Raw genomic sequence first — 23,522 nt, 5'->3', positions numbered from 1 at the left:
CTTGTGGGCTCCGCGCTTGCGTCGACGCCTTGCGTGACGGCACGGGAGCTTGGGCCGCGGCGACCGCGCCGAAGGTTGCCGGCACTTGCCGCCGGGTGATCACGAACATACGCCGCGCGTCACCTCACCGGTGCGCGGGATGGTCCTCGGATTCAGCGCAGGCCGTCCACCTATCGGATCGACAACAAACTGCAAGACGGCCGCCAGGCGCACAAGGCATGTTGCTTGCCGCTCAAGCCGACCCGATCCGCCGGACGTCGCCCCATGAACCGATTCATTACCTCCGTGGTGCTGCTCGCCACCGCGGCGCTTTCCCAAGCCCAGCAGGGAGACGGTACTGACGTGCCGATCAAGACCCACATCTTCAAGCCCGACAAGGTGCCGGCGACAGACGCACGGGTGGCGGCGCTGAAGGCACCGGCCGGCTTCAAGGTGTCGGTCTTCGCCCGGGAGTTGAAGAACGCGCGGATTTTGGCTGTCTCACCGGAAGGGCGAATCTACGTAAGCCGACGCGACACGGGAGACGTGCTGATGATGGAGGACCGCAACGGTGACGGCGTGGCTGATGGATCGCCCGTCAAGGTGCTGGACCGTGCGGGCGCCCATGGATTGGCCATCCATGACGGCAAGCTCTATGTGGCCACAGTCAAGGAAGTCTTCGTCGCACCGATTCAGTCGGACGGCAAGTTGGGTGAGCCGCAGCTCCTGATCGGCGACCTGCCCGATGCCGGTCAGCACCCGAACCGCACGCTGGCTTTCGGGCCGGACGGCATGCTCTACATCAGCGCCGGCTCCACCTGCAACGCCTGCAACGAAAGCAACCCCGAAAACGCGACGCTGCTGCGGGCCTCGCCCGACGGCAAGAGCCGCATCATCGTCGCCAGCGGCCTGCGTAACACCATCGGCTTCGACTGGCACCCCGTCACCGGCGAGCTCTGGGGTATGGACCACGGCATCGACTTCCTCGGTGACGAAGTGCAGCCCGAAGAGCTGAACAAGATCGAGCAGGGCAAGCGCTACGGGTGGCCGCACGTGTGGGGCGACGGCGGCCTGAACCCCCAGAGCACGCCGCCCGGTGAGGTCCCCAAGGCGCAGTGGAAGGCCGTCAGCGTGCAGATGTCGCTCGGCTACAAGGCGCATGCAGCACCCATGCAGCTCGTATTTGCCAAGGGCGGGCCGGGCTTCCCAGCCGAGTACGCAGGCGACGCCTTCGTGACGATGCGCGGCTCGTGGAACCGCAAGGAGGCCGCCGGCTACGAAATCGTGCGCATCCGCTTCGCCGACGGCAACCCGCAGCGCATCGAGCCCTTCGTCACCGGCTTCCTGACTGACCGCGGCCGCACCCACATCGCGCGTCCCGTCGGCCTGGCTTGGGCCAAGGACGGCGCCCTGCTGATGGCTGACGACGCCAATGGGGTGATCTACCGGGTCGCGTACCAGGGCAACGCCAGGCCGGGTACCGCGCTGCAGGCGCCGGCCGACGAGATGAAGCGCCAGACCGCCAAGGGCATCGGCGTGCCGCTCGCCCTGGAACGCCCCGAAACAGTGGCCGCGGGCAACACGACGATCCGGATCTCGTCAGCCTCCTTCCCCGACAGCGAGCCCATCCCGGCTAAGCACAGCGAGTATGCCGACGGTGTGTCTCCGCAACTGAGCTGGAGCGCGGTGCCCAACGCCAAGAGCTATGTGCTCATCGCCGAGGACCCCGACGCCAGGCCGATCACCCCCTTTGTGCACTGGGTGGCCTGGAACATCCCCGGTAACCTGACCAGCCTGCCCGAAGGCCTGCAGGAGCAAGAGCGCCTGACCGACCCGCCCGGCCTGCGACAGGGCCCCACGAGCCGCGGCTCGCCCGGGTACTACGGCCCTCGCCCGCCGGTGGGCGATCTGCCACATCACTACCACTTCCAGCTTCTGGCACTGGACGCCATGCTGGACCTGCCGCTCGGCGCCTGGCGCGACGACGTCTTGTCGGCCGCCCAAGGCCACGTCCTCGCCAAGGGTGAGCTGGTGGGAACCTACCGACAGGCGATCAGGCCGCCGAAGTGAGTGGACCGTCACCGCGGGATGGCGCCAGCCCCCTAATTGAAGGAATGTTGTGCAGGGATCTGTCTCGTCCTACAACGCTCGAGGCGCGATGACGGCAAGGTGCGAACCAATGAGCCCTGCTCTTGGAGAACAACATGCATGAATCCCAGACGTCGCATCAAAGCCAGCGAATCCAGTTAGCGGAGGACCGCGAACTGCTCGGGTGGTGCGACTCCCTCGGCGTCACCGAGGAGCAACTGCGCATCGCCGTGGCGGCCGTTGGCGACGAGGTGGACGACGTTTGCGGCTACCTGGGTCGACCGGCAAATTTGCACCCACGTACTTGCCGATGATCGGAAACATCGTCGCGGGCAGCCGCGACGTGGATCGAGCCCCGGGGCGGACGTAAAGTCCAGCAGCCGCATTCTCGATATCGCCGCCCATGCCGAGTCTTTGCCGGGGATGGATTCGCTTGCTGCTGGCGCCGATCGCCTGCGCGGCCGCGTTCGCGACTGCATCGCCCCAATCACTGACCGCGGCGCAGGCGCGGGAAGATTTCGACCTGGCGTTAGCAGCTGTCGAGGCGGGGCTGCCGAACATCACGTGGTTCCAATCCCCGCAGGACTGGAAGCGCGCGAAGCAAAGCGCCCGGCAAGCACTGCATGCAGTGCACGACGATGTAGGCCTGTTTCGCGTGCTTCGCCCCCTGCTGAGCCGTATCGGCGAGGGTCATCTCTCACTGCAGCGCAGCGCCATGATGCGCGCGGAAGACGCCCGGGCTCGGGGTCTGTTGCCGGTCGACCTTCGCTGGACGGAGGCTGGCGCCTGGGTGATGGCGGGTTGGGAGACGGCGGCGCGCATTCCCCCCGGCACGCGGCTGTTGGCCATTGATGACGAGCCTGCCGCCGAACTGATGCGGGAGTCGATGTCCGCTCTCGGACACGATGGCACCATCCAGACCGGCGTGATGCGTGAGCTCGATGGCGGTGGCTATGCCCGAGCGCGCCAGTGGATGCGCGGTGGCGCGGACCGCTACCGTCTGCGCCTGCAGGACGCGGCCGGCACCGTGTACGAGCAGGTGGTCGACGGCATCGCCAACGCTGCCCGCCCCGCCCGGGTTGAGGTGGTCGAATCGCCAGTGGCCCGCCTCGAATGGCTGGATCCGCACATCGCCCGGCTGGTCGTGCCGACCTTCAGTAACCGACGCCACCGCGAGGCGGGCAGCGACTACCGGGAAGTCGTGCGCAAAGCGTTCGAGACGCTGAGGGAACAAGGGGCCAGCACGCTGATCCTGGACCTGCGCGACAACGGTGGAGGCTCCGAGGGCAACGAGAACTACCTGTTCTCTTTCCTGGTGCGGGAGCCGCTGCGCAAGTACGCCGCCGTCAAGGCGCGTGGCGCGACCGTGTCCGTGCGTGATGCCCACGGCCGCCGTTACACCGCGGAGGTCTACGACAGGCAAGAGCTTCGGCAACAGCTGCGGACTCCCGGGGACCAGCTGTCGCGGCGCAATGAGCCGCCCGAAGGATTGATGTCGCACTGGGAGGCCCGCTCGGACGTATTCGGCGGCCGCCTGATCGTGCTTGCAGGCGGCAACACGTTTTCGGGTGCGGCCGAGCTTTGTTCGATGCTCTACCACGCCCGGCGTGCCCTCTTCGTCGGCGAGGAAGTAGCCGGCGCGTACGCTGGCAACACCAGCGGCTACCGCTGGAACATCGAACTACCCAACAGCCACATGCGTCTGCATGTTCCATTGCTGCAGTTCAGATTCGCGTGGAACGAGCTGCCCCTGGGACGGGGTGTGCCAGCCGACTGCGCGGCACCACCCGACCTCCCCGGCAGCAATAGGGACACGGCCCTAGACCTCGCCCTGCAGCTCTCGCTCCGGCCGTGGTCACACGACGCGCTATGCGCCGCCGACCTGAGACCGCTGCACGACTGACCTCACGATGAGCGTCCGCGGCCGGACGCTGCCGGCGCGCGTCCCCTAAGTTCGATCTGGAAAGCCGTTGCGCCCGTTGGCGCGCTCCGCGCTCTTCTCGGTAGCCGGCGCCGCAGCCCCCTCAACATCGATCTCCATGAGCCTCTGGGCCCTGAACTGCACCGTCTGGCGCAGCACACCGACGTCGGCGCCCTTCTCGGCCAGCTCGGCCAATGCCATAGTGGAGGTGGTCATCGTGCATTCCTTTGGACAAGGGTTGGTGGGTCGCACCTCAACCTTGTCCGGACTCGAGACCGCTGCACGACTGACGTCACGGCGAGCGTCCGCGGCTGGAAGCGACGCTGATTTCAAGATGCACAATCCAGAGCGGGTTTTCGCGCCTTTTGAGGCCTTTCGAGCCCTTTCCCGGGGGCCTTTGGCCCCTCAGGACGGACGACTCCCCGCACACGGCTGCAGCCGCCCGCTTTGCAGCTTCCTCATCGCCTTGAGCAGGTTAACGCCGAGCGCCGCCCAGGCCATCTGCGCCTGCGTCTTGGCCGCCCCGAAGTACCTCGCCCGGCTCAGGTGGAAGCGCCGCTTCATCGTGCCGAAGCCTTGCTCGACCTTGTAGCGCAGCGTGGCGATGGCCCGGTTCATCTGGGTCAGCAACAGATGCACCGCACGACCCCGGCTGCCCTTGAACTGGATCAGGTCACCGATGCCCTTGGCCTGGAGGTACTCACGGTTGGCCGCGCTCGCAGAGCCTTTGTCGGCCAGCACGCCTTCAGGCTGGATGCCTTGCTCGATGAGCGCGTCGACGATGCCCGGCAGCTTGTTCACCTCGGACTGGTTGGCCGGGTGCATCTCGACGTGTTCGACATAGCCGTCCTCGGTGTCCACCGCGCTGTAGCCGCGATAGCCGAAGAAGGCCTCGTTGCCCTTCTTGACCCAGCGCGCCTCTTCATCGGCGCTGTCCACCACGTCAGCCTGACCCTCGTCATCGACTTCGACATGCTGGTTCGGCCGCGCCGCACTCTCGATGATGGTGGCATCGATGATCGCGCCGCGGCTGCCGGCGACCTTCAGGCCCTGGCCTTCGAGTTGGACGTTGACCCGGCGCAGCAGCACTTGGTCGAGCTTGGCCGTCACGAGCCGGTTGCGAAAGCGGCAGATGGTGGTGGCGTCGGGGAAGCTGCCGTCACCGGGTTCGAAGCCGGTGAACACCATGAAGTCCAGTCGCACCTTGAGCGCGCGCTCCAGCTGTGTGTCCGACAGGCCGTGCCATTGCCCCAGCAGCATCAGCTTGAACATGGACAACGGCGCATAAGGCTCGGGACCGCCGCCGTGCGTGGCCTCACGCTTGTACAGACCCTTGAGCTTGTGCGCGATCTCGGCCCAGTCCAGCAACTCGTGCAACTTCATCGTCGGCGAGTCCTGGACCAGCGGCTTGGCGCCCATGAGGAAGAAGCTGTCCATGCCTCATTGCAGCCGATCTCCCGTCTCCTCGCATCAGGGAAGTTATGCAGCGGTCTCGACTCACGATGGCCCCCCCTCGACGGGCCGCCTCGCCTAAAAGTATTACACCACCTCGCGGGCCATCACCCAGCGAGGCCTTAGAAAGCGCTTCCAGGCGCCGTCCATCGACCATTACTTACGCCCGGAAGAACGTTATGCAATCCCCGACACGGCGATGCCCACGACTCGGGACATTGTCGGCTCAGGATCTGCCACCATGAACTGCGCCGGCGCAGCCGGGTTGAATGCCGCCATGGCCCCCACGAGCGATTGTGCCTGCGCAGCGGTCAACACGCTGCCGTCGTTGAAGCGGAACTCCTCCACGCGGTTTTGCGCACCCAGGTACCAGTCCTGGATGGTCAGCGCTTCGGACGAACTCTTGAGTGTCGCCACCAACGCATTGCCGCTCTGGCTGAACCGAATGTCGCTCTGAGAGATGCCGGCTCCAAAGCGCACCACGTCCGTGACGCCTGCCGTCGAGTCGTTGTCGATGACGAGATCCGAGCCGTAGCCTTGGCCGAACCAGTAGGTGTCGGCCCCCGCCCCGCCGTTGAGCGTGTCGTTGCCCGCCTTGCCGTCCAGCGTGTCAGCACCCGCATTACCAGTTAGCGTGTTGCTGCCGGCATTGCCAGTGAGGACGTTGTCCCCCGCTGTGCCGGTGCCGTTGATGTTGGACGATCCGATCAGCGTCAGGTTCTCGACGTTGGCGGCCAACGACGCTAGCGTGACCGAGGATATGACGGTGTCGGTGCCTTGGCCTGCCGACTCAGTCACGACATCAGTCGTGGCGTCGACGTAGAAGGTGTCGTTGCCCGCGCCACCCACCATCGTGTCATTACCCGCGCCGCCATCCAGGGTGTCATTGCCATCGCCACCATTCAGATTGTTGGCCCCGCTATTGCCCGTCATGACGTTGGCAAGCGCGTTGCCGATGCCGTTCAGGTTGGACGATCCCGTCAGCGTCAGGTTCTCGACATTGGCGGCGAGAGACGCCAATGTCACCGAGGTGATGACGGTGTCAGTCCCTTCGTTCGCAACCTCGGTCACAACGTCGGCCGTCGCGTCAACGTAGAAAGTGTCGTTGCCCGCGCCACCCACCATCGTGTCGGTCCCCGCGCCGCCATTCAGGGTGTCGTTGCCGGTCCCACCGTTGAGATTGTTGGCTCCACTATTGCCGGTGAGCAGGTTGTTCAGCCCATTGCCTGTGCCATTGATGTTCGACGTTCCGGTCAGTGTCAGATTCTCGACGTTGGCGGCTAAAGTGAACGTCGCACCGATTTGAATCGTGTCCGTGCCCTCGCCGGTGTTCTCGGTCACAACGTCCGTCGCTACATCCAAGACGTAGATATCGTCACCGGCACCACCGATCATGGTGTCGTTGCCTGCGCCACCGGTCAGGGTATTGGCGCCCGCGTTGCCTCGCAACGTGTTGGCCACTCCGTTGCCTGTGGCATTGATGTTGGCCGTACCAATCAGCGTGAGATTCTCGACCTCGGTCGCCAGTGTCCAAGTGACGCTCGACTCGATCGTGTCGGTGCCCCCGCTGGCGGCTTCTGTCACGACATCGGCCGTGCTGTCGACCACGTAAGTGTCGTTTCCAGCGCCGCCCACCATCGTGTCGTCGCCAGCGCCACCATCCAGGCGGTTAGCGCCAACATTTCCCGCCAAAGCGTTAGCCAACGCGTTGCCAGTGGCATTCACTGACGCCGTGCCAGTCAGGGTTAAGTTCTCGACCTCAGCGCCCAATGTCCAGCTTGCGCTTGACTCGACTGTGTCAACTCCGCCTCCTGCTGCTTCTGTCACCACGTCGGTGACACCATCCACGACATAGACGTCGTCGCCGCCGCCACCGATCAACGTATCGTTGCCAGTGCCGCCGCTGAGTCGGTTTGCACCTGCATTACCAGTGAGCAAGTTATTAAGAGTATTGCCCGTGCCATTGATGGACGATGTACCGACAAGCGTTAGATTCTCAAAGTTTCCACCGAGGGACCAAGTAATGGACGCGATCACAGTGTCGATTCCGGAATTCGAGCCCTCAACCAGAACGTCAGACGCTGAATCTACGATGTAGGCATCATTCCCCGCGCCGCCAATCAGAGAATCATCCCCGCCCCCGCCATCGAGAGTGTCATTGCCTGCACCGCCGCTCAACGTATTCGTTGCTGCATTTCCGATCAGAACATTATTGAGGCCATTCCCCGTGCCATTGGCTTGACCACCTCCAGTGAGCGTGAGGTTCTCAATTTCCACGCCAAGCGACCAACTAAAATCTGCTAGAACGGTATCAACACCTTCGGCAGAGTTTTCGAAAATTGAGTCTCCTTGACTATCTACAACATAAGTGTCATTGCCGGCCCCGCCGCGCATTGTGTCGTCGCCTTCGCGCCCATCAAGCAGATTATTGGCCGCATTTCCTGTGATGTCGTTTGCCGATGAATTCCCAACGGCGTCAATAGCCCCGTCGCCAATCAGAGTGATGTTTTCAACGTTCGCGGGCAACGTCCACGTGACACTCGAATAGACATAGTCAGTCTCCGGCTCCGTGCCTTCGACGACCATATCTCCAGAACTGTCAACGAAGTATGTATCAAACCCGATGCCACCAATCATGGTATCCGCTCCGGACTTCCCATCAAGCGTGTTCGACTCTGCGTTGCCGAGAATTCGATTGGCGAGTTGATTGCCCGTCGCAGTTGTCCAGGCTGCCGTTCCTGCAATGCTGAGATTCTCAACATTGTCAGGAAGCGTAAAACTAGTTGATGTTTCGACCGTATCCAATCCGGCATCAAACATTTCGATTACGGTGTCCAATTCGGAGTCAACGACATAAATGTCGTCGCCACCCAAACCAGAAAGCGTATCAACGCCCTCGCCTCCGCTCAACCGATTGGATAATTGATTACCGACAATTAGGTTTGCTTTGCCATTGCCCACCCCTTCAATGGCAGCACCCGCAAGAGTAAGATTCTCTACTTCACTAGGAAGCGCAAAGGATACTTGCGACAGAACCGTATCCCTCCCGCCGTTTGCAAGTTCAACGATGACATCCCGAACATCGTCAATTGCGTAAGTGTCATCTCCGCCTCGACCAACAAGCGTATCGATACCGAGGCCTCCATCCAAACTATTGGCGGAGTCGTTGCCAACGACGCGGTTCGACAATTCGTTGCCCAAACCATCAGTAGCTCCCGATAGCAGAACCAGACGCTCAACGTTTGCGCCAAGCCTGTAATTCACGGATGCCTGAACCGTGTCGATGCCTTCATCAAAGACCTCGACAACCACGTCAGCACCTGAGTCAACGACGTACGTGTCATCGCCGGTACCGCCAGTCATGCGGTCAGAGCCAGCCTCACCGCTTAGCCAGTCATTTCCGCCAGCTCCAATTATCTCGTCCTCACCGGCACCGCCAAAAAGCAGCTCATCGACGGAGCTACCAACCAATCGGTCGTTGAGGGCAGTGCCTGAGAGTGTCAACGCATTAGCCAAGCGAGCCACCAAGGGCGCATCCCAAATCGTGCCGTCGGAGAACTTGACTTCGCTGACAAGCGTTGTCCCGTTCGCCGCCCCGGAGCCGCTGAAGAATCCTTCGATGTAAATGGAATCAGCGGTTCCTAGAATGGAAATTCGAAGCGCTCCAATAGGCCCCGCAAGTGGATTCGAGATTCTCTTAATAGACAGATCCGCAGGAGTTATTCCGGGAGCAAGGGAAATGATATTGTATCCAGGAATCAACGACCCATCTTGACGTACGGTATCCTTGCCGCCGCCTGTACCGAAAATTACGGTGTCATTGCCAGCCCGGAGGTAAATGATATCGTCGCCAGCTCCGCCATCGAGGGTATCGTCACCCTCCGCGCCATAAAGAACATCGCGCCCCGAATTGCCAAGCAGCAGATCGTCACCGGCATCGCCAAATAGGGTGTCGTCATTCATCCCCCCTGCCAATGTATCTGCGCCCAATTCACCGCTCAAATTATCATTGCCGTTACCGCCGTCTAATTGATCGTTGCCATCGCCCCCAAGTAGTCGATCCGCGCCATCTTCGCCCCATAACAGGTCTGAGGCGCCGCCTCCCTCGAGCAAGTCATCCTGCGATCCGCCCAATAGGGTATCGGCTCCATCTTCGCCAAGAAGCCAGTCGGCGTCGGCAGCGCCTTCAAGGCGGTCATTCCCGGCCCCACCTCTGATCGTGTCGCCCTGAGTTCCACCGACGATTGTGTCAGCAGAACCATAACCAACAATAGAATTTACCGCCAGATCGTTAGCGAACAATACACGCGACCTTATATCGGAAAGATCCCAACTGGTTCCATCGCCAAAGCGAATCTCAATCCCTTGGTAGTTCTGACCATCATTGTCATAGAAGAAATAGCCAATGCGGAAACTGGTTGAGGTGCCGATTACACTGATTACGAGATCCTCTCCTTCGCGCGACAACGATATTTCTGAGGACGCAATATCGGGATCAACTTCGATCAAATCAGCGGCATCAGCATAGAGCCGATCCTTGCCTGAATTTCGACGCAGTACGAAGCTATCGCTTCCCACGTCGCCCGTCAGCTCATCGTCGTCCAAACCACCATCGAGCCTGTCGTCGCCATCACCCCCATACAGGGAATCTGTTCCCGATCCACCTGACAGAGAATCATTTCCGGCCTGTCCCGATAGCCTGTCGGAACCGGCATCGCCAGAAAGATAGTCACTGCCCGTCCATCCACTCAGCGTATCTGCTCCTGCCCCGCCATAGAGCGTGTCAGCACCATCGCTCCCATCGATGACGTCACTTCCTCCATTCCCTTGCAGGAAGTCGGGGGACTGGGTGCCTTTAATGAAATCATCCTCTTCGGTTGCCACTTGCGAGAGAGCTTGGATTTGAGGAACGGCCCATACGCTGCCATCATCAAATTCGATCTGACCAATCTGCTCGATTCCAATTAACACGGCAGATGTGCCGACGATACTCAACCGAAGTGCCGAATTCAATCCATCATATGAAACACGAACATCATTTGGCTTAATGCCAGCGCTTATGACGACGCGGTCGAGCGTCGCGCTGGAAAAGTCCCGACTGATTGTGTCATGGCCAGAGGTACGGCCAAATTTGAAAATGTCTATGCCGTCTCCGCCATCGAGGTAGTCGTCGCCGGCGCCACCGTCAATGGTGTCATCACCTTCCATGCCGTAGATGGTGTCGTTGCCTGTATCCCCTACGAAATTGTCTGCATTGCCCGAACCAGTGAGCGTCTGATCCACAGGAGCGAGGGGAACTACGAGGCGCGCCGATATAGCAGCAGCACTCCAAACTGTGCCATCTGCAAACCGGATTTCATCCAATGAATACTCATAGATATCCGTTGCTCTGAAATGATTGAGAACAGTAATAGAGTGGTCGAACCCACCATACTGGACAATCAAGTCATCGGCATCTCTGCTCAAAATTACATCAGCCGGCGCGACTCCGACTCCAAATACCAGGGTGTCGACAAAGGATCCCGCCGAGGTGCTAGCTCGGTTATCAATAACATCTCTTCCAGATCCTACATCGACGAGATACGTATCGCTTCCTTCTCGGCCTTCTAATCGATCCGCGCCACCGCCTCCAGAGAGGGTGTCCTCTCCGGACCCTCCTTCTATGTAGTCGTCACCTGCATCGCCGTAAATAGCATCGCTACCGAAGCCGCCCGAAATATAGTCGTTGCCATTGCCGCCATAGACGGTGCTGTCCCCATGCCCATAGCTGATAGTGTCGTTTCCTTCGCCTCCGTCGTATTCGCCACCGGCTTCGCCACCGAAGATTTGGTCTGCGCCTTCGCCACCGGAAACCGTGCTGAATGCATCGATCAACCCATACAACGTATCGTTTAGCCCTCCACCCAGCAATGCTCCAGCTTGAATATTCGACTCCGTCAGGAAGGAGCCATCCTCAAATTCGAAGCGCGAAATTTCCTTGACTTTTTGAGTGAAATACTGGCTGACCCGAATGCTATCGTCTGCCCCCAAAATACTCACCAGGAGGTCATTGGAATCACGGGAAAATCGGACTTGTGAAGATGCAATACCTGCCCCGAATCTAACAACGTCGGCGTCCGCACCGGTCTGGGTCCAATAGTATTGTTCAATGCGATCTCGTCCATCCCCCCGCTGGAAATAAATCGTGTCGGCACCGCCTTGCCCAGCTATGACGTCGTCGCCGGGGCCTCCGCTCAAGACATCTTGGCCGCCGTCACCGCTCAAGGTGTCTTGTCCTTCGCCACCAAACAATACGTCATCGCCAATTTCGCCGTGTAGGTCGTCATCGCCTCGTTGACCATCAAGCAAGCTTCCCAACGCATTGGCGCTCAGTCGATCATTCCCGTCTCCCCCGAGAAGGCTGCCTGCTGGGGCGAATGCCGTCAAATCATCGTTTCCGGCGGTAGGAGCGTTGGCCAAGGCGGCGATATAGGCGGCGCTCCACGTGACGCCGTTCTGGAATTGGATGAAATCTACTGCAGCATCCGACGCGCCGTTGTTGCCTAGGAAGCCATTGATGTCAACCCACTCCTCAGTGTCGCCAACGATCAGACGGACTTTCGCGCCCATGCGTTGAACGACAATATCTTCCGGAGCAATTCCTTCTCCGAACTGAAGAATATCCGGTAGCGCCGATGAATCATCGGAGTCGGCGTTGTAAATATCGTCCCGACCATCGCCCCTATAGAATATATATGTGTCGCGCCCAGCTTCTCCGGCAAGAATATCGTCACCCGCTCCGCCGCGGAGTGTGTCGTTCCCGGCGTTGCCCTTCAGATAGTCATTGCCTTGCAATCCGATAAGATTGTCAGCTGTAGAGGTTCCCACGAGAGTATCTATATCTTCCGTGCCGACACTGACGGGCGGGAGGTCGGCAAGCAATTGCGATAGCTTCGCGCTTGAGCCATCCGCAAATTCCAGGCGATCGATCGAACCCGCGACCCCCACTTCGAGAATGATCACATCTGAAGGGCTATAAGAGATCAACGTCTGAGTCATCCCGCCCGCGCCAGGCACGTATGCGGTCGAAAGTCTTATATCGGATGCAGTTACGCCTGCGCCAAAACGAATAACGTCAAACGACGTTAACCTATCCGAATAATTGCTTAGCGAGACGTGATCGGTGCCATCGCCGATATCGAATTCGAATACGTCGATGTCTTGATCTGCGGCTTCACCCGTCGCTGAAGCCTCAAGCGAATCGTCCCCTTTGCCTCCGCGGATGATGTCGGAACCAAGGCCTCCGCGGATCCAGTCGCTGCCAGTTCCTCCTTCGAGGAGCTCATTCGCTTCGCCACCTAGCAAACTTTGATTCGTCGTGATGTCCCGGGTATAAATTAGGCCGACCCCAGGTGTCCAGGCTCCCGTTCGGACCCACCCTCCAGGGCTATCCTGCTCCAGGATGGCGTTGGCGCTAATCCCCACATCGTCCGTGTCGGATTTAAGATGAAGATTGGAAAGGGTTGAATACCCTTCCACACCAATCAGTCCGACACCATCAGGGGTTAGATAGAGTTGCCCGCCCATGGCAAATACATGGGCAGTCGGTGAGTACACGACGCCTGCTTCCGCCTCTTGGCCCGTATCCTCAGTAGTGAATGAAGACTCGCTCCGAAGCTGAGTCTTCATTGTCGGGCTGTTCACTTGCTGGGACGGTGCAGGATTTACGCTCGGCAGTCTGGAAACAACCAAGCCACTCACAATGATCGTGTTGGAGCCTTCGGAATCATCAATAAATCCCGTAAGCCCGCTGGACTTCAATTCGATGTTATAGGTGTCGTTGCCTTCGCCACCATACAACCCATCTCGTCCGTCAGAGAAAAGAACGTCGTCGCCCTTCCCTCCCAAAAGTTTGTCGATGCCGTCGCCGCCGACTAGTGTATCTGAGCCGCCGTCACCATAGATAATGTCGTATCCACCTCCCCCATTTAGATAGTCGGCACCGTCATATTGCTCATCATCACCATCACCGAGAAACCTGTCTCCATAGATAACGTCGTCGTCATTTCCACCGAATAGCTGATCACTTCCTCCACCGCCACGCACCGTATCTTCGCCATCCCCTCCCAGCACGACGTCGCTTCCGTACTTGTCTAGCGGAATGTATCCGATATCTCCGAGGGCTCCGAGGCCGTCACCGGTCAAGGAATCATTTCCCTGCCCGCCATATATTACATCGTCGCCCTGTTGACCAGCGACGAAGTCATTACCATCCCCGCCCTCCAGAAGGTCATTTCCATGCGCGCCATAAATCCAATCGGCCCCGCCCCCGCCATCTACTACATTCCCCGCATCGATATAGATATCTTCATATCCTGTTTGAAAAACGTTATAAAATAGCGGATCACCCGAGTATGCTGAGCCGGAATTGGCAATTCCGAACGCACCATAGAAGCCATTCCTGTCCGCCTCATAATATGCAAATGTTGCCCAGCCAAATCCTTGATTGATTACTGGATATCCATAGGTGCTGGGCGGGCCGTCGTACCTCATCAAGTGGTCTGGACGTCCCCAACCACCCGAAAAGATCACATCGTCGCCAGAGCCGCCTTCTATCTGGTCGGCATCCTCGCCTCCATATATGACGTCATTGCCAGAACCGCCGCTCAAATAGTCCTCGCCACCGTTGCCGGAAAGCAAATCATTGCCACCAAGCCCGGACAAGAAGTCACCGTTCATCGAGCCGTTCAAGGCATCGAGAGCTCCAGGTTCCGCGCCGTCTGGCAGATAACCACTAGGACCTTGGTCAAATACGCCAGGATAGAGCGTCTTTTTCTTGAAGTCCCCGATATATGTTGTTGAAGTTGGCGTTATCCACGGCGCCTTATCCAACACGATTCCAAGATTCGATTGCTCCGTCCAATTTTCAACGAAGATGATGTCTCGCCGATCCGAGAATGAAATCAGCAATGCGTTGCCTGATGCGTCGACGGTATAGGTAATCCGTTTATCTACAGTTTGCCAAACGGAACTCGTTAGCCGTCGCGCGCCTGCGCCGTCCAGTACGCCGACACCGCCTACTTCGAGCTTTCCTTGACCATCTGAGTCCTTTACGACGTCAATTTCCCATCCCGTTTCGAAGACATATGTATCGATGCCTAGGCCGCCTTGGAGAATGTCTTTTCCCATGCCGCCACTTAGTCTGTCGGCACCCGCACCCCCGACCAAGGAATCATCACCGTATCCACCGGTTAGCTCATCGTCTCCCGCGTTACCTTCCAGGTAATCTGCACCACCCTGCCCATCCAGCAGATCGTTGCCATTCCCGCCGTATAAGCGATCGCCCTTTCCGTAGCCGGTCAGACTGTCATTTTCCTTACCACCAAAAAGGTACTGCACCCTTTGGGTTAGATTGGCGCCGTTCCCCACGAGTACTTCGGCCCCTGATGATGCATCAAAGTACCGGATATTTTGCGAACCGGAAACATTTCCTCCATCCTGTTTGAGTTTCTTAAACAGCTGCTCACTAAATGAAGCCCGATCAGCGATCCAATTTGCCGAAACTTCTCCTTGTCCAGTATCCGGATCGTATAAGCTAAAGCGCGCAGCGACTTCTGAACCAACTTTCACGCTGACGACACTCAGACCGCCAAGAGCTGCTCGAACGTTGACATCCGTTTCAGCCAACTTCGCTAAGGAAGCTGCATCTGTCGGCAAAAGCTCCGCTTTGATACTCTCCAACTGGAGCGGAGAAAGCGCACCGAATAATTCGTTCGCAGTGGACTTGAAATTTTGATCAGTCGTTGCACCGATAACTGCTCGGCCTAGGAGGCTGCCCATGAGCATGTCTAGAAACACGTTCACACCGACATCTACAATGGCATTAATTACAGGACTTATCGTGGGCGTCAATGCTCCCACATATCGGACAAGCCCAGTAATATTCCCACTGGTGAACATTACATTGAGTTGTGCCGCGAGTGGCCCTGCATTGTCCTCGGGCCAGCGACCTGTCTGGCTATAATGAATGCTGGCGCCGATGAAGTTAACTAAATCTAAGGCACCTGCCGCATACCCCGCCCAGAGCGCGCGCTGATAAGAGTCAACGGCAAAGAGAAGATTTTTAAAGTCGTCCAATGTATCAATCTTGGCAACAGTAGGCGTATCTCCGTTGTCCATCAGCAGACGCCAACTTTCAAATGGCGGAAGTCCTCCTAAAAGATTGAATCCAATCGCACCGGACCATGCGGAGTTATATCGGACTGCATCGTCATCGAGCGATAGCGGCCTTTGCGATCCAGGACCAAAAAGGTTTCTACCAATTGAACTGGCATCTGCGTTAGCAAGTACAGCAATGGTTGGTACCGTCCAAGGCGTGAGCCTTCCTGACAATCCAATGATGTCACGGTAGAAATTCAATGCGACGCCATTGGACGCCTTTTGCATCTCGAAATCGGAGAACTTCTCCCCCCGCCGCAGCTCACCCTGCCTATCGGTATAAGTCCGGATAAATGCACTATGCATGCCTTGGCCGCCATTGGCCCCAATAGCGACGTCCAGCCATAGCCTGACGTTCCTGAAGTTGTCGATGTCGGCGCCAGAAATATCACCAGCCAGCTGATGGCGCTGCAAAATATTTGACAGGGCCGTATAGAATGGAATCCAGTTCCCCACGCCCGTTTCATCACCCTCGCTATTACCTGACGGGCACAAAGCTCGTGCGTTTTCTATTTCTTGACGTTCTTGTTCTGTGAGGATGTATGACATGTTATTGCTCGATAGCCAGATTAGATAAACGTTTTGCAACGGCAGCGTAGATTCGGTCGATATCTTTTAGCGCGCCTCCCGGCACATCCACAATCGCGAACAGTGGCATTCCGTTGTCAGCTTGAAGGCTACCCCGGCACGTATTGCCAATGTCAACATTGACGGCCGCCGCGGCAATTAGCACTTCAGGAAATAGCGGTGCGTCCTTCGGCAATTGAAGATCGCAACGTACTATGTCTGGGAGTTCGTGAGCTGGGTTGCGCACGGCCCAATAGATGTGATCGAAACTCTCTAATGGAGTCTTTAGCGGGATTGGAGTTGGCTGTTTTAGTCCAAAGTTTGGCAGCAAGTCGATCGGATAGGATCTATGCTGAATCTTTGGTTCGTACCACCACGTTGGGTTGTTGTCATTTGCGGAATCGAATCTTGCCATGACATGAATAAGATATTCCGATTGATTGCTTTGCCAGCCTCCTTCGATCTTCATTCGTGCTACCGTCTGACCATCGTAAAGATGCCCGTCCTTCCAGTGCATATACTCGCTTCCACTTCGGATATATGTACCTTCGGCTGGATTTGATCCATACGGCCTGGCTTCACACTCAAGCGTCGGAAAACTTCTCTTTGTAAACACACCATTCACTGACTGGTATACCAATTCCCCGTTTCGCTCAAATGTTTTTAACGTATCTTTGCAACTAAGTTTCGACTGCCTTTCGCCGCACCCAACCAAGGCGAAATAGGAAATCATTAAATATAGTAGAAATGTTTTGCTTGACATTCTGTATGCAATGATCGAGCCCTGAGAACGAGAGCGTTCGTCGGATTAGGTTCTTGGTACAAGTCCGTTTCGCCAAATTCCATATCTAACGCCTCAAATTTGCAGCTTTGTCACCGGCACTTCTGCGGCTCTGACTTTTTGCGAATAAGTATAGAAATTCGCGATGAAGCTGAGGAACCAAGGGGAGAAACTGTTGGTAAACCTGAAATTCAAGCCAGATCCCAGGGGAAATGAGCATCCAAGCTTGGCAAGTTTTTGTAATATCAAGCCCCTTCTGTGGGTCATGCGCGTCACAAACTATTCCTGCAACCAAGCGTTCCCCCTCTACCGTTTGAGAGAGCTCCACAGTTCTTGGGAAATAGACACGCCTGCCTTCAGTGGAATTTATTTCCACCATATCAATGCTCTCTAGGATTCTTGTTTGTGGCCTAGAGCCGCCCCTTGAGGCTGCGATCTCCGATATAGTGGATTTAATCGCTTTGGCGGTGGTGGCGGCTGCTAGCCACGCAAATTGGGGCGGGACTTGTAATTTTTTTCCGGCATCGCAATGTATATGTCCACTTATGGTTGCCGGGAGATTTCCAAATTGCGCCAGATTGACATTTGGAAGAAGTTGCGATATGTGCCCGGATACGGTAGAATATATAAGCGGATGCGACCTTGGAACAAATCCACTTTTGATGATTGGGACGCCGGCTGGGATTCGATATCTAACGTTTCCGTACCACGCGTCAAATTCAACAACCTTTCCGCTCGCATCTTGACGCTCATTGGGCCACGGCTGCGTAGAAGCCACAATGGCCGCTGCGGTTTGGCGGATGCATGGATCTGGGTCATTGAGCCAATGATCAACAGAATAAGAATTCTCGTTGATCGGCTGCTCACATCCCGGAATAGTTACAGCGAATGCAATCGCTGCGATTGAGGAAATGCCGCTTACAATCAAGCGCTTCACTTTTTTCTCCATAAGGCAGAAAGGCGCGGCGGAGCTTGGAAGGTATGAGATTTATATTCTCCGCCATTGGAATGTGGCCATTTAAGCGTACCGTTCAACATTGGCACACGCCTTGCGAATTGATGGAAATCGATGATGACGTCAGGCAGCACGGCGAACATTAGGTCGCAACACGCTCTGGAAGCAAATTTGGCTGAACACCCGAATTCCCGCCTGGACGGCGAAGCGTGCATTGGCAGTCTTCTGAGCCTCGTATCGAAGATCCTGTGCGGCATCGTCAAGTGTCAACAAGCATTGCAGGGCTGCCGCGCTGACTGCGCCCTTATCAAAGGCATTAACTAGTCGGCCATTCACCCGGTCTTCCAAAATTTCCCGCACCGGCGCCGTGTCTGAACCGCTAACGAGGCAACCAGTCGCCATAGCTTCAAGCAACGACCAGCTCAGCACGAAGGGATAGGTCAAGTAGATGTGAGCCGCCGACACTTGAAGGACTCGCTTGTAGCCCTCATATGGAACCTTGCCTAGGAAGTGCGTTCGCGTCGGGTCGAGCTTTGAGCCCACTTCCCGCATCATCCTTTCCCGCCAGTGCTTCGCCCCTTCGGGCTTGCGTCCATAGCTGACGCCGTCCCCGCCCACGATGACTGTGTGGCAAGTCTTGTGTTCCTTCTGGATCGCCGGCAGCGCCCGCATGAATTGATGGAAGCCGCGATAGGGCTCCAGGTTGCGGGCAACATAGGTAATCACCGGATCGCCCGCTCTCAGAACAGTGCCATTGGGCAGTTTGATAGCAGCGCGCGGATTGGGACCTAAGTTCTCCGTGTCGATGCCCTCGTGGGCGACGGTGATTTTGTCCAGGTACGGCTTGGGATGCTGGGCCTTTTGCCAATGCGTCGGGCTGATGGCCGCGTCGCAGTTCTCCAGGTTCAGCAGGTGCAGCGCATTCCAGGCGCGGATGCGCGCGCGGTCGTCGAAGGTGACGGGGAACTCGGGATCGAAGCCGATGTCGGCGCCTTGCCAGTCAGGGTCCAGCCCATTGCCCTCGGCTGGCACGTTGTAGAACCACTCGCAGAAGTGCACGAGCCGCGCATCAGGGAACACATCCTTGGCGTTGAGCGTCTCACCCCAGCCCGGGTGAGCCAGGATGACGTCAGGCTTGAAGCCCTTGGCCTTCAGGGCCAGCAGGATGCGCGCCACCGCCTGCCCGTGCAGCACAGCATCCTCCATGCGGCGCAGGTAATGGTGCTGCTCTTGGTGAACCGGGCGGTGTGGCTTGTAGCGGATCAGCGTGAGCCGGCCTGACTTTTCGAGTTCGGGCATGCCGGGCGCCGTGTCCCGGCCGATGCCCACGACCTTCCAGCCCGGGCGCTCGCTCCAGGCCTTGGCCACATGCCGGAACTGGCCGGGGAAGTTCTGATGAATGATGAGCACGCGCAAAGTCAGCGCTCCAGGTTCAACGTTCTTTGAGGCTCTCGCCCACATGCTTCTGCACGGGGCTGAGCAGGTAGTCGATGACGCGGCGCTTGCCCGTCTTGATCTCGGCGGTCAAGTTCATGCCCGGCGCGAGCTTGATGTGCTTGCCGTCGACATCGATCGCTGACTCGTTGAGCGTCAGGCTTACCGGGAAGATCGCGCCGCGCTTCTCGTCCTGCACCGCATCGGCGGTGATGCTGTCGACCTTGGCTTCCACGGTGCCGTAACGCGTGTACGGGAAGGTCTCGAGCTTGATGGTGGCGCTCTGGCCGGCCTGGACGAAGCCGATGTCCTTGTTCTCCAGCACCACCTCAGCCGTGACGGCGCTGTCATCCGGCACGAGGACCAGCAGCACTTGCGCTGGAGTGACCACGCCACCGGCAGTGTGGATGGCCAGTTGTTGGACCGTGCCGGCCACGGGGGTCGTCAGCTTGGTCAGCGCGTTGCGCTTGTCCGCCTTGGTGCCTTCCTCCGCAAGTTGGCGCGACTTGAGCCCGGCCTGGGTTTCTCGGTCCTTGAGGGTGCGCAGCGTCTCGGCCCGGTAGGCGTTCAAGCCCTGCTCGGTCTCAGTGAGCGCCGCGTTGGCCTCTTGCAGGCGCGCTTTCGAGGTGGCCAGGTCGCGTTCGAGCTCGATGCGCTCACGGGTGCGATCCTGCCCGGCATGGTTGGTGACGAAGCCTTGCTCGGTCAGCGACTTGAAGTCCTTCTCGCGCTGCTGCGCCATCGGCAGCGTCGCCTGGAGCTTGGCCACGAATTGTTCGGCCGTCGCGATCTCCGCCTTGCGGCGTGCGGCCTCGGCGATGAACCTGGCGAGCTTGGCGCTGATGTCAGCCCATTCGCTCTGCAGCTGGACCTGCACGTTGGCGCGGTCAGTGGTGCTGAGGCCGCTCATGGCTGCGGGCTTGAGGCTGGGCGCACTGCCTTTGGTCAAGGCGCTGAGGAGCGCCTGGGCTCTCAACGCTTCGGCGATCGATGCGCTGCGCTCCTCGTTCACGCGGGTGCTGTCGGCCTCCGTCAGCGTGCTGTCCAGCTCGATGAGCACGTCACCCGCCTTGACCTTCTCGCCGTCCTTCACGTGGATGGCCTTTACGACGCTGGTCTCCAGCGGCTGGATGGTTTTGCTGCGCTGGCTGACGATGATGCGGCCTTGTGCCACCGCGACGATATCGATCTGGCCGAAGCAGGCCCACAGCAGTGCGATGGTGAACAGCGCGCATATGGCGATGATGACGCGGCGGGGCGCGGGATGCGGAGGTGTCTCCTGCAGCGCGATGGCAGCGGGCAGGAAGGCCCGCTCGTCGAGCAGGCGCTTCGGCCCCGCCAGCTCGTCACGGCGATCCCAGGCGGCTTTGAAGATGGCGAGGTACCGGCCCAGCAGTTCCAGGATCGGGTGGCGGGTTGCTACTGCTGCGTCGTTAGGGGCAGTGACCGTGTTCATGCGGGTGCCCTTTCTGCGTTGCCCGCCTGCATGCGCCACAGGTAGGCATAGAGGCCCTTGGGCTTGGCCAGCAGCTCGTCGTGGGTGCCCATCTCCACAATGCGCCCCTTGTCCATCGAGAGGATGCGGTGTGCATGGCGCACGGCGCTGAGCCGGTGGGCAATGATGAAGACCGTGCGACCCTGGCAGATGGCGCGCATGTTCTTCTGGATGATGGCTTCGCTCTCATAGTCCAGCGCGCTGGTGGCTTCGTCGAAGATCAGGATGCGCGGCTGGCTGAAGAGGGCCCGCGCGATGGCGATGCGCTGGCGCTGGCCGCCGGAGAGGCTGCTGCCCTGTTCGCCGACGACGGTGTCGTAGCCTAGCGGCAGCTCGGAGATGAATTTGTGCGCACCGGCGAGCCTGGCGGCGTGGATGACGGCTTCCAGCGGGGCCGCCGGATCAGCAATGGCGATGTTCTCGCGCACGCTGCGGTTGAAGAGCATGTTCTCCTGCAGCACGACGCCCACCTGGCGGCGCAGCTGGGCGGCGTCGATGAGGGCGATGTCGTGGCCGTCGACCTGCACGCGACCGCTCTCGGGGACGTAGAGGCGCTGGATGAGCTTGGTCAACGTGCTCTTGCCGGAGCCGCTGCGGCCGACGATGCCGATGACTTCGCCGGGGCGAACGTCCAGGCTCACGCCGTGCAGCACGGGCGGCGCGTCGGGGCGGTAGCGGAAGGTGAGGTTGTCCAGCGTCACCCGGCCCTGCAGGCGCGGCAGCGGGCTCACGCTCTGGGGCGGCAGCTCGGTGCGGGTGTTCAGGATATCGCCCAGGCGCTCCATGGACAGGCCGGTCTGCTGGAAGTCGGTCCACATCTGCGCGATGCGCATGATGGGCTGCGCCACCCGCCCGGCGAACATGTTGAACGCGACGAACATGCCCACGCTCAAGGCCGTACCAGAGCGTGGCTGCGTTGACGACCTTGCCGATGAGGTTGATGCCCTCGTGGCCGTACTGGGCCAGCGTCTGGGTGCGAAGTGACGCGCTGACGTAGGCTGCGAGCTGCTCATCCCAACGGCGGGCCATCTGCGGCTCCAGGGCACTGGCCTTGACGGTCTGGATGCCGGTGACGGTCTCGACCAGAAGTGACTGGTTCTCGGCGCCGCGCGCGAACTTCTCGTTCAAGCGGCCACGCAAGACGGGGACGATGCTCAAGGAGAGGATGAGGTACAGCGGCAGCGAGGCCAGCACGATCAGCGTCAGCGGCACGCTGTACGCCAACATCACGGCGATAAAGATCACCGAGAAGAGCACGTCCAGCACGAGGGTCAGCGCATTGCCGGTCAGGAACTGGCGGATGTTCTCCAACTCGCGCACGCGGGCGACCGAGTCGCCCACGCGCCGCGCCTGGAAGTAGGCCAGCGGCAGGTTGAGCAGGTGGCGGAACAGCCGCGCGCCGAGTTCCACGTCGATGCGGCTGGTGGTGTGGCTGAACACATAGGAACGCAGCACCGTCAGCACGCTCTCGAACAGCATGACTACCACGAGGCCGATGATGATGACGTCCAGCGTCGTCACGCCCTTGTGCACCAGCACCTTGTCCATCACCACCTGGAAGAACAGCGGCGAAACCAGCGCGAACAGCTGCAGAAACAGCGACACCAGCAGCACCTCGCCCAGCAGCTTGCGGTGCTTGACGATGCTGGGGATGAACCAGGAGAAGTCGAATTTCGCGAGGGCGCCGGCCAGGCTCGCGCGGCTCGTCACAAGAATCAGCTCGCCGCTCCATTGGCCGGCGAAGACCTCCAGCGGCTCGATGGTCGGGCGTGCCGTCTGAGCACCATCCGCAGCCGTGGCCGACGGGTCCATGAAGAGCACGCGCTGGCCGTCGCACTGCGCGAGCACCACGATGCGGCCGTCGTTCATCCTCGCCAGGGCGGGCAGCGGGGCAAGCGTCAGTCGGTCAGGTGCGCTCTGGTTGGGCTTGGCCTTAAGGCCAAGGTGCTTGGCGGCCAGCAGAAGGTCTTGCTGGCTGACAGCGTCCGTCTCACCCAGGCCCAGTTCGTGGCACAGCGCGTGCGGCTCGGCGGCGACATGGTGCAGCCGGGCGAGGATACAGAGCGCTTGCAGACGGTTGGAATCTCCCCGCCGTTCATCGCCAGTTTCAGATGGCAAGAACTCACCTTCGGCCGGCTCGGGTGCCGGTCGGCTGACTGACGAATTCATGGAGAGGGTGCGCCCGTTCAGGCGGCCTTAACTTTCTTGACGAGCGGATTGTCCGGATAGACCGTGACATTCTCGCGTGACTTATTGCCGCCTCTAACGCCAAAGCTTTGCGGATGTAAAAATTCACCGGCGGGCAGTTCGCGATGCCCGACATAGGCTCATTCCCCTGGACCGACTCTCGGTCGTTGTTCGATGAATTGGTGTCCCTGGCTCCTCCTCTCACCGTTATCACCGCATGAGCGTGAGCAATGGGATGGACGCCCCCACCCGTAGACGGCATCGAAGTGCCACAGTGGAAGTGTCAGCAACTACTCGATCGGAAGGAGCGTCCACCATGGAGATTACGACGATCGGCCTCGAGCTGGCCAAGAACGTGTTCCAGGTTCACGGGGTCAACGAGCGCGGCAAGGCCGTGCTGCGCAAGCAGCTCAAGCGCGATCAGGTTGCCCCGTTTTTCGCGAACCTGCCGCCCTGCTTGATCGGC

10 protein-coding genes and 2 pseudogenes are annotated in these 23,522 nt (G+C 59.2%); 4 read left to right on the top strand and 8 right to left on the bottom strand.

Annotated features, from left to right (window positions below; translation table 11 throughout):
- The first annotated feature begins 264 nt into the window (after window positions 1–264).
- The 3 genes from LXT13_RS27720 (at window position 265) to LXT13_RS27710 (ending at window position 3,970) form a co-directional block, all read left to right on the top strand.
- Window positions 265–2,049 (top strand): YbhB/YbcL family Raf kinase inhibitor-like protein, encoded by a 1,785-nt coding sequence (locus LXT13_RS27720; protein ID WP_233375627.1) that lies wholly within the window; start codon window positions 265–267, stop codon window positions 2,047–2,049.
- Between the two features lie 134 nt (window positions 2,050–2,183).
- Window positions 2,184–2,381, top strand: a complete 198-nt coding sequence (locus LXT13_RS27715) for a DUF3606 domain-containing protein (protein WP_233375626.1) — start codon at window positions 2,184–2,186, stop codon at window positions 2,379–2,381.
- Window positions 2,382–2,500: 119 nt separating this feature from the next.
- Window positions 2,501–3,970, top strand: a complete 1,470-nt coding sequence (locus tag LXT13_RS27710; protein WP_233375624.1) for a S41 family peptidase — start codon at window positions 2,501–2,503, stop codon at window positions 3,968–3,970.
- Between the two features lie 45 nt (window positions 3,971–4,015).
- On the opposite strand, the gene LXT13_RS27705 is transcribed toward LXT13_RS27710, so the two are convergent.
- From LXT13_RS27705 to LXT13_RS27650, 8 genes and pseudogenes are all read right to left on the bottom strand, one after another.
- A complete protein-coding gene (locus LXT13_RS27705; RefSeq protein ID WP_233375622.1) occupies window positions 4,016–4,204 on the bottom strand; it encodes a hypothetical protein in 189 nt (62 codons plus the stop codon).
- 189 nt (window positions 4,205–4,393) lie between these two features.
- A complete protein-coding gene (locus tag LXT13_RS27700) occupies window positions 4,394–5,425 on the bottom strand; it encodes an IS5 family transposase (protein ID WP_233375621.1) in 1,032 nt (343 codons plus the stop codon).
- A gap of 192 nt (window positions 5,426–5,617) precedes the next feature.
- On the bottom strand, window positions 5,618–16,186 hold the full coding sequence (locus LXT13_RS28740; RefSeq protein WP_304622833.1) for a calcium-binding protein: 10,569 nt from the start codon (window positions 16,184–16,186) through the stop codon (window positions 5,618–5,620).
- A gap of 1 nt (window position 16,187) precedes the next feature.
- Window positions 16,188–16,937 (bottom strand): hypothetical protein, encoded by a 750-nt coding sequence (locus LXT13_RS27670; protein WP_233375619.1) that lies wholly within the window; start codon window positions 16,935–16,937, stop codon window positions 16,188–16,190.
- Between the two features lie 115 nt (window positions 16,938–17,052).
- Window positions 17,053–17,922 carry a hypothetical protein gene (locus LXT13_RS27665; RefSeq protein WP_233375617.1) on the bottom strand — a complete coding sequence of 290 codons (870 nt, stop codon included), beginning with the start codon at window positions 17,920–17,922 and terminating at the stop codon, window positions 17,053–17,055.
- A 141-nt stretch (window positions 17,923–18,063) separates the two neighbouring features.
- Window positions 18,064–19,350 carry a glycosyltransferase family 4 protein gene (locus tag LXT13_RS27660; protein WP_233375638.1) on the bottom strand — a complete coding sequence of 429 codons (1,287 nt, stop codon included), beginning with the start codon at window positions 19,348–19,350 and terminating at the stop codon, window positions 18,064–18,066.
- A gap of 22 nt (window positions 19,351–19,372) precedes the next feature.
- On the bottom strand, window positions 19,373–20,830 hold the full coding sequence (locus LXT13_RS27655; protein ID WP_233375616.1) for an HlyD family type I secretion periplasmic adaptor subunit: 1,458 nt from the start codon (window positions 20,828–20,830) through the stop codon (window positions 19,373–19,375).
- Window positions 20,827–23,038: pseudogene (locus LXT13_RS27650) on the bottom strand (type I secretion system permease/ATPase). The gene LXT13_RS27655 and the pseudogene LXT13_RS27650 overlap by 4 nt, the downstream one beginning before the upstream one ends.
- 334 nt (window positions 23,039–23,372) lie before the next feature.
- Between LXT13_RS27650 and LXT13_RS27645 the strand changes: the two are divergent.
- A pseudogene (locus LXT13_RS27645) lies at window positions 23,373–23,522 on the top strand (IS110 family transposase); the annotation flags it as partial.

Origin of the sequence: Pelomonas cellulosilytica (genome assembly GCF_021353265.1) — a bacterium.
GTDB lineage: Bacteria > Pseudomonadota > Gammaproteobacteria > Burkholderiales > Burkholderiaceae_C > Pelomonas > Pelomonas cellulosilytica.
This window is presented reverse-complemented; position numbering and strand designations above follow the sequence as displayed.